This window comes from Methanothermococcus sp. (assembly GCF_015523155.1).
Taxonomy (GTDB): domain Archaea; phylum AGJL01; class Methanococci; order Methanococcales; family Methanococcaceae; genus Methanofervidicoccus.
The window spans coordinates 1-8419 of record NZ_WAKW01000065.1 but is presented as its reverse complement, the minus strand read 5'-3'; the positions used below and the strand labels follow the sequence as shown (position 1 = coordinate 8419).

Sequence of the window (8419 nt, the reverse complement as noted above, 5' to 3'; positions counted from 1 at the left end):
CCATTATATATGGGTTATTTTTAATCTATGCATTACATCTAAATTTTCAGGAGGATTTAAATAAAATAAATAAGATTTTGATATTAAAATTAAGTTCAATGATTTTTATTCCTATATTTATTATATATTTATTATATATATTTTACCCAGATATACTTTCAAATCCAAAGTCTCAAATATCTCTTATAATAGGATTTACAGGTATATTTTTATTAACCTATAAGATTAAACATCAATGATTGAGAATTTCCGAGATTTTCTGAAATACTATTATAATAAATATAGTTATTCCAATATACATCATTGTGTCCAAATTATCCTGGGTTCTCTTTTTAAAATAATATCTAAATAACTCATACAATATTAAAAATCCTATAAGCAATAAAACAAGGAATAATTTAGCATCATTTACAAAAATGGATATAAATGTTATATATGCTACAAGAACAATTAAAAATATCATCTCATATCTCATTTAATCACCAAAAGGGTGTTATATTATTTATTTACATATTATACTCGTTTATAATTCTCAATTTAATAATTATATGTTTATTTTCTTCTATTATTTCCTCTATTTTCAATATTCTATCCAGCGATTTTGCAAGGCTTAAAACTATAAAACCGCATACAGGGCAGGGATATTTTTTACATAATCCTTCTTTTTGGAGTTTTTTACACACTGTATTGTCATATATCTCATAGGATAATATAATAACATCATTATTACTAAAATTTATATCAATATTATTCCCAAGCTGAAAAAGATTTAATGAATAGTTTAAATAATCCTTAATATTATCCAATTTTTCACTTTTTAAATTATTATCTGCATGTTCTGTGCAATTACAATATATTGCTTCGTAATCTCCATATTTTTTTAATGTTTTGACAAGGCTCTTTCCAAGTGGTGATAATATTAAACCCATCTCATTTTTATTGTCTGAATTCACAAAAAATATAGTATCATTTATTAATCCAAAGTTTATTTTGAAATCTTCGTTTAACGGTAAAAACACTGCTCCATTTTTTAAATTTTCCCTTGGAGGGATAACTACTCCACTAGTTTTTATGTCCAAATTTTTTATAAGTTTTCCAATTAAATCTATATAATCACTAAATATACCAGAACCTATATCATATTTTAAATATTTTTCATATGAAAATGATAATATAATCCAACCTATTAATACCAGTCCAATTCCCAAATTTATAAAATGAACAATGTTATTTAAATAACCATAGCTTAAAAATCCCAACCCAAAGATAATCACGGCAATAGCAATAATTTTTTTAAAATTTGTAGTTATTGATAACTTAGTTTTTTTTGATTTAACTGACCTTTCATTGTTGCTACCATTATTATTTATCATATCAAATCCTCCGGTGTTTATTAAAATTAAAAATAAAAAACATTAAATTATTAAAAATTTAAATTAAAGATTTTTCACGAGGTTTTGACACATTTACCCAAAGATGAAGTTCCCTATAAACCTTTTTTTCATTCTCAATTGATAATATAAACTCCACCTTATGTTTTCCCACACTGTCTATTGAAAAATTTAATGGCATCAATGCCGTTTCATTATGTATCAAACTAACTTTCTTTGAAAGGGCATAGTTATAAGACAGTGTTCCATTCCATAGATTTTTTGGAGTTATATTTATTGAATAATTGTAATCGTAGGTGTCGTTGGATAAAAACACCCATACTGTATAATTCATAGGTCTATATTCAAGGTTTCTAACCCCAATAATCACTACACCAGATTCATTTTCATACAATTGTGTGGGATAGTTGTAAGCCTTTAAATCTTCATTTAATATATAAAATTCTGTAAATCGCTCTCCAATCTTTGGAGCATTAATTAAGTATATTGTTAAACCTATTGAAGCGATTAATAGGATTAGTAATATAATTGTTAATGATTTTTCCAACGTCTTCTTGTATTTATTATAATAATCTTTAAAATTCATTTATTCACCTATTTTCGTCCCCAATCATCGTTAAATCTAATAATGTCATCTTCTTCAAGATATTCCCCAATTTGAGCTTCAATAACTTCCAGGGGTATTTTTCCAGGATTTTCCAATCTATGCTTTAATCCGCTTTTAACAAATGTGCTCTCCCCATTTCTAACAAAATATTCCTTACCATCGACAACAACCTTAGCCATACCTTTAACAACTATCCAGTGTTCGCTTCTATGGTGGTGAAGTTGATAGCTTAACTTTTTTCCCGGAAGAACGGTAATTCTTTTTATTTTATAAAATCTACCTTCATCCAATATGGTATATGAACCCCAAGGTCTATAAACGGTTTTATGATATAAAACTCTTTCATCATTTTTTGTTTTTAATGTATTGAATACTTCCTTAATTTTTTGAGAGCTCCCCTTTTTACAAATCATCAATGCGTCCTTTGTATCAATAACTATTAAATCATTTACATCAATTAATGAAGTAAATTTATTGTCGTATGTATTTATCAGATTATTTTTTGAGTTAATAAGCAGATTTTCACCATAAATAATATTTCCGTCTTTATCCTTTTTAAATTCATCATAAAAAGCATCAAAACTTCCCAAATCATTCCACTTTATATTCAAAGGAATAACTGCAACATTGTCCGATTTTTCCATAATGCCATAATCTATTGAGATATCTGGAACATTGGCATATATTTTCTTTATATCATCGGATTTAAATGCTTTATAAACATCTGGACTATGTTTTTTTACCTCTTCTTCGAATAAATCGGCATTAAATAAAAACATTCCACTATTCCATAGATATCCACTATTAATATAGTTCTCTGCGGTTTCTAAATCAGGCTTTTCCTTAAATTCATCAACAGTATAGCCAACTTCCAATTCCTTCGATGGTTTTATGTATCCATATCCAGTATGTGGCTTATTTGGATTTATTCCAAAAGTTATTAAATAATTTTTTGCAATCCTTTTTCCTTCCATTATTGTATTTATAAATAATTCTTCATCATTTTTATCGATTAAATGGTCTGATGGGAACACCCCAACAATATTGTTATTACTTTCATTGTTTTCACTGTTTTCACTGTTATTTTTACTATTATTTCTATTTTTAATCGCTTTTATTCCATAATATACTGCTGGAAGTGTATTTTTTCCAAGTGGTTCAACCAATATATTATCCTCATTAAAATCACTATAACCGAGCTCTTCAATTTGCCCTAAGACTAAAAATTTATGCATCTCATTTGTAATTATATAAATATCGTCTAAATTGTTATTGCTTAGTTTTAAACATCTCTCAAAGGTCATCTGAAATAGGGATTTATCAAAAGATTTAAATTTTATAAACTGCTTTGGATAATATTCTCTACTTAATGGCCATAATCTACTGCCTACTCCCCCTGCCAATATTATAGATTTCATCATTTCACCAAAATATAAAATTTTTAAAAATAAAAAAAGTATATTAATATTTTTATGGTATATTTATAACTAATATATATTAACTTTTTTTAATATAAATATAATATTTATGTTTTTTATATATTACTTATATATTCTTTTTTTAAAATTTCAACGAATTTATTCAATGTCTTTTCAATGCCATTTTTTTGTCTCTCAATTATGTTCTTTCCGTTTATGAGGTCCCCACAAACATCTGTTGTAAATACATGTTTGTTATTGTCCGACAATATACATATCCCCCCTCTTCCAACGCCTGCTGTGGTTCCTATTGAGATATCACAATTTAACATATTTTTAATGCCCTTTGCCATCAAATATGCCACTTTTAAATCATTCTTTTCAGAGTATGCCTTGGCATACCTGTATTTATAATCTGGTTCAGGCAAATTAATATTTAAAAGTTTCTCGGCACTATATCTTAATGGAATAAACATTGAAGCCATTACATATACATTGCCATTGATGTAATTATAATAGGGATGTTCTCTGACATCATCATATCCAGAGGCAATTTTATGTATTATTGTCCCTATTTTTCCATGTGTAAAGCACTCTGCTGTGGCTATTGATATCATATTATCACCTATGTTAGTAATTTATAAATATGATATATACCAATATAAAATATGTTCTGTTAATAACCTATGTTAATAACATATAAAATATTTTAAAATGAAGTGATGTAATTTTAAAACTTATAAAATTTAGAATCCATTTATGAAAATAAAAAGAGAGTGATTTTATGGCAAAATTCAAATCTAAAGAAATAAGTAGATTTGAAGGTAAAGCTATTATTGTTAATTCATATAGCTTAAAAGATCCATTTACAAAATGGAATAAAACTCAAATAACTTTATTTACTGACAAAATCGAGTTTAACATTGGAAATAAAAAGATTGAAGCCAATATTGAATATATAGAAGATATAGGTGCTGAATTACCAAGAAGGGCCATAGAAATTGCAAAAGCTTCTTTGGAAGATATATCCCATTATTCATCAATTGTTTTAAGGCTTCCAGATAGAGATAAGGATATAATAGGTTTTGCACCTGAAACTTCATTGTATGGAAAAACTTTAATAAATTCATTTTTAAAAAAGATTTTTTATGTATTGCTTAATAAAAAAGAAATTAAAGTGCAGTATGGTGTTATTAAAGGAGGCTCCGTTGATAATTCAGTAAAATGGGAAGAGGGATTTTTAGTATTTGCACAGAAGCCTGTGAAAAAAGGAGTTTCCATAGTTAATGAACAGGTTTTAGCGGTAGCTGTAAAGGGTGGAAAACCAAAAGTTTATGATTTATTTAACAATATAGAGTCTGTGGATATTGAAAACAAAACTATCGATGATGGTAAAGAATTAGAAGTTCTTGAAATAAAGCAGATAAAAGGTGGTGAAACTATAACCTCTTATATATACATTCCACAAAAAGAGCGATTATTTGTTTTAAGATATATTGCAACATTATCAAAATATTCAAATTCCGTTAAAAATTTACTGCCTAAAACAGAAGATGAGTTAGAATCCCAACTGACCTCTGAAAGTTGGGGTGGAGATAAAATAAAGAGTGAAGTTGAACAGTTGGAACCTGAGGAGCAGGAGGTATTAACTGCAATATATACTGGAATATCTTCCCTTGAATTGCCACCTATGATGGGGTTGGATGTAGATGAAGTGGAAAAAATATTGGAAAATTTAATTGATAAGGGATTTCTTAATTTAATAAGAATAAGAAAAGAAACAGAGTTAACTGAAAAGGGTAGGGCAATTACCAATTATATAATATCTAATTTCTAAAAATAACTAAAAATAACTCTCTATGTAATAGAAAATAATTAAAAAAAATATAAGGTGATATTATGACGGATGTTATAAGAACATTAGTTGTGGATGATTCCATATTTATGAGAAATATTTTAAAAAAAATACTGTCTACTACAAACAGGTATGTTGTGGTTGGAGAGGCATCAAACGGTAAAGAGGCCATTGAAAAAACAAAGGAATTAAATCCAAATCTAATTACCATGGATATCGTTATGCCCCAACTCACAGGAATAGAAGCTACGAGGGAAATAAAAAAGGAGTTTCCAGATATAAAAATCGTGATGTGCACTTCAGTTGATCAGGAGAAAAAGATGATTGAAGCTATAGATGCAGGTGCAGATGGATATATAGTTAAACCATTCCAAGCTCCGAAGATTCTTGAACAACTTAATAAATTGTTCAATGTATAATTTTTTATATTTTTATACAAGAATAATAATTGAAAAGGTCATACTATGAAATGTGGTAATATATATGTCTCACCTAAGTCGTGGAACACCATCATGCAGGGCATAATTAGTGAAGAGATAAAGGAAAATTTATCTTTTGAAAAAAACTCAAAGTTAATAAAAAACTTTCATACTAAAAAACTTGGCAAGATTGAGGAAATTGGAAAATCAGCAGCTAATAAGGCAGCTAATTTTATATCTGATATGACTGGAAACCCCGTGAATGTTGGAGAGGTTAATGTGGTAATAGCCACCCCATTAGAAATAAAACAGGTAGTTAAGGAAGATTATAAAATATTTACAGGGATAAATTTTAAGGGAGATGTTGAGGGCGTAGGAATTCTGGTATTTTCAAAGGATTCTGCATTAAAACTTTCAAAATCCATGCTTGCAGAAATGGGAATAGATGATAATGAAGATAGCTTTAATGAAATGAAAATATCCGTTATTAACGAAACATGCAATATCATCACATCCGCCTTTGTGGATACTCTTGCCAGTTATATAGGGGCATCGTTGGACATGTCTCCTCCATCATTTATTGAGGGTAGTGAGTATACAATAATAGAAAAGATATTTAAAAACTATGGAGTAGATGATTTGGATATATTATTAACATTTAAATCTGAGCTGTTCTCGCATGGAATTGGTTCTGGATTTGAAGTGTTGATTGTCATGCCTCAAAATTCAGTAAATTCACTCTTCCAAAAATTATAGTTATGGTAGCTACTATTATATTATATGTTAGGGGATTATAATGAGTATTTTAGAATCTATGAGAAAAATAACAAATATTGGTTTAGTGGCGTCAGAAAATATTGCCAAGACTTTTAGTGAATTAACTAGTGAAAATACCGAAGTTCAATTCTTAGGAACACGATTTGTGCCTGTGGAATTCCTACCTGAGCAATTTGGAGATGAAACATGTAAAATAGTGCGTATAGATTTCAACGGTATTCTTTCAGGTAGGTGCCTAATGATTTTACCAGAGGAAGATTCTGTAAAATTGGAAAAACTTCTTCTTCTTGATATTCTCTGGGATAGTTTAATAAATAAATCAAAACTGCCAGATTATTCAGAAATGGAGATATCCCTTATTGGGGAAGTTGCAAATATTTTAGTTGCTGCATTTTTAAATGTTTTTGCAAATTCGTTAAACGATGAAATTGATATTACACCTCCAGAATTTATTAAAGATAGTGGTTTTTCTGTTGTTGAGTCGTTAATTACTGAAATAGCTGATGATACTGATATAGCCCTTGTATTCGATAACAAAATAGATATTATAGGTAAGTTTAATATAAATTGCAATATTTTAATATTAATAAATCCACAAACCATTGAAAATCTTGATATACTTTAATTTAAATAAAACTTATCATTTATATTTTTAGCTTTATATATTCTCTCCCTATAATTTACAGCTTTAAATAGTTCTCTGGCCTTTCCATGTAATATTTCCGTTTTTCCAAGAATTAAATAACCTCCATTTATAAGACCATCATAAAATTTTAAAAATAATTCTTCTTGAATTTGTTTATCAAAATATATTATAACATTTCTGCACAATATCATATTCATTCCTTTTAATGGGGGCTCCCTTATTAAATCATGCTGTTTAAATTTAACATATTTTTTAATATCCTTTTTAATTTCATACTGATGTTCATCCAATTTTGTAAAATATTTATATATTAACGAATTGTCTATATTTTTCAGCTGTTTATTGTGATATATTCCTTTTTTTGCCTTGTTTAAAATATCACTATCCAAATCAGTTCCAATAATGGACACCGGCATGAATTTTCTATTGTATCTATATTTTAATTCATTAATTATAATTGCGATACCATAAGGTTCTTCACCTGAGGAACATCCTGCACTCCATATCCTTAAACTTTTGAATTTCCTATCCATCACGAAGTTTTTTAGTATTTTTTCAATTTCATTATATGCTGTTCTATCCCTCCAAAATTCCGTTACATTTACAGTTAAGGTATTTTCCAATTTTTTATATTCATTGGGATTTTTAATTAAATATTCATAGTAATCCTTATAAGTTTTACAATTATTGGCCCTCATCCTTACAGATATTCTTCTGTTTATATATGAGTCTTTGTACTGCTCTACATTTATTTTTAATTTTAATTTTATTTCTCTTTTTATTCTATTAAAATAGATGTCTTTTGTAATCATAAATTTCCCTAATTTATTTAATAAAAAGTATTTATTAACTGTAATAATATATTTCATAAATAATACGTCTATAAACTTAAAAAGGAAAAATATTTATTTGTAATTTTTAAAGTCATTTATCAAAATTCCATCTGGTGATAAATTTTTAGGGACTTGTTTTCCAAGTTTTTTTAGCCTATATCTTTCACATTCTTCATATTTTCCCTTACAATATGTAGTCTTTAATTTTTCAGCCATATCTTCATTTAATTCAGGATTATGCACAAATGGACATTGTGGAAGATTGATGCATTCATTACCATCTGCTCTAAATTTATCAGCATGCTGAGAAACTATCTTAGCAATGTTGGCAACCTCTTCAATAGCTTTACTGGTTTCTTCAATAGTCCTATCCTGTTCTTCTGCACTTGCTGTTAATTCCTCAGCAGTAGCGGCAAATTCTTCGGATATTGAAGCAATATCTTGAACATTTTTCAAAGCATTTTGGATATTGT

At 27.7% G+C, this 8419-nt stretch carries 10 protein-coding genes and 1 pseudogene; 4 read left to right on the top strand and 7 right to left on the bottom strand.

Annotated elements, in window-relative coordinates; all coding sequences use genetic code 11:
- Positions 1–232: 232 nt before the first annotated feature.
- The 5 genes from F7B34_RS06565 to F7B34_RS06545 all read right to left on the bottom strand — a co-directional run bounded on the left by F7B34_RS06565 (position 233) and on the right by F7B34_RS06545 (position 4033).
- Positions 233–475: a hypothetical protein gene (locus F7B34_RS06565; RefSeq protein WP_292461035.1), complete on the bottom strand. Its 243-nt coding sequence runs from the start codon at positions 473–475 to the stop codon at positions 233–235.
- A gap of 31 nt (positions 476–506) precedes the next feature.
- Positions 507–1373, bottom strand: coding sequence for a hypothetical protein (locus F7B34_RS06560; protein WP_292461034.1), 867 nt, complete (start codon positions 1371–1373; stop codon positions 507–509).
- Positions 1374–1431: 58 nt separating this feature from the next.
- Complete coding sequence (locus F7B34_RS06555; protein WP_292461033.1) at positions 1432–1977, bottom strand: DUF1616 domain-containing protein; 546 nt, start codon at positions 1975–1977, stop codon at positions 1432–1434.
- Between the two features lie 8 nt (positions 1978–1985).
- The gene (locus F7B34_RS06550; RefSeq protein ID WP_292461032.1) at positions 1986–3416 is read right to left on the bottom strand and encodes a mannose-1-phosphate guanylyltransferase/mannose-6-phosphate isomerase; all 1431 of its coding nucleotides are present in this window, start codon (positions 3414–3416) and stop codon (positions 1986–1988) included.
- A gap of 116 nt (positions 3417–3532) precedes the next feature.
- Positions 3533–4033 carry a UPF0254 family protein gene (locus tag F7B34_RS06545; RefSeq protein ID WP_292461031.1) on the bottom strand — a complete coding sequence of 167 codons (501 nt, stop codon included), beginning with the start codon at positions 4031–4033 and terminating at the stop codon, positions 3533–3535.
- Positions 4034–4200: 167 nt separating this feature from the next.
- Between F7B34_RS06545 and F7B34_RS06540 the strand changes: the two genes are divergently transcribed.
- From F7B34_RS06540 to F7B34_RS06525, 4 genes are all read left to right on the top strand, one after another.
- Positions 4201–5253: a CheF family chemotaxis protein gene (locus tag F7B34_RS06540; RefSeq protein WP_292461030.1), complete on the top strand. Its 1053-nt coding sequence runs from the start codon at positions 4201–4203 to the stop codon at positions 5251–5253.
- A 62-nt stretch (positions 5254–5315) separates the two neighbouring features.
- A complete protein-coding gene (locus F7B34_RS06535; RefSeq protein WP_292461029.1) occupies positions 5316–5690 on the top strand; it encodes a response regulator in 375 nt (124 codons plus the stop codon).
- A 45-nt stretch (positions 5691–5735) separates the two neighbouring features.
- Positions 5736–6446, top strand: coding sequence for a chemotaxis protein CheC (locus F7B34_RS06530; protein WP_292461028.1), 711 nt, complete (start codon positions 5736–5738; stop codon positions 6444–6446).
- A gap of 40 nt (positions 6447–6486) precedes the next feature.
- Entirely contained in the window at positions 6487–7092 is a 606-nt protein-coding gene (locus F7B34_RS06525) for a chemotaxis protein CheC (protein WP_292461027.1), read from the top strand.
- On the opposite strand, the gene F7B34_RS06520 is transcribed toward F7B34_RS06525, so the two are convergent.
- Together F7B34_RS06520 and F7B34_RS06515 are read right to left on the bottom strand one after the other, a co-directional pair.
- Positions 7089–7925 carry a protein-glutamate O-methyltransferase CheR gene (locus tag F7B34_RS06520; RefSeq protein WP_292461026.1) on the bottom strand — a complete coding sequence of 279 codons (837 nt, stop codon included), beginning with the start codon at positions 7923–7925 and terminating at the stop codon, positions 7089–7091. The two genes, F7B34_RS06525 and F7B34_RS06520, sit on opposite strands and share 4 nt — an antisense overlap.
- 93 nt (positions 7926–8018) lie before the next feature.
- A pseudogene (locus F7B34_RS06515) lies at positions 8019–8419 on the bottom strand (methyl-accepting chemotaxis protein); the annotation flags it as partial.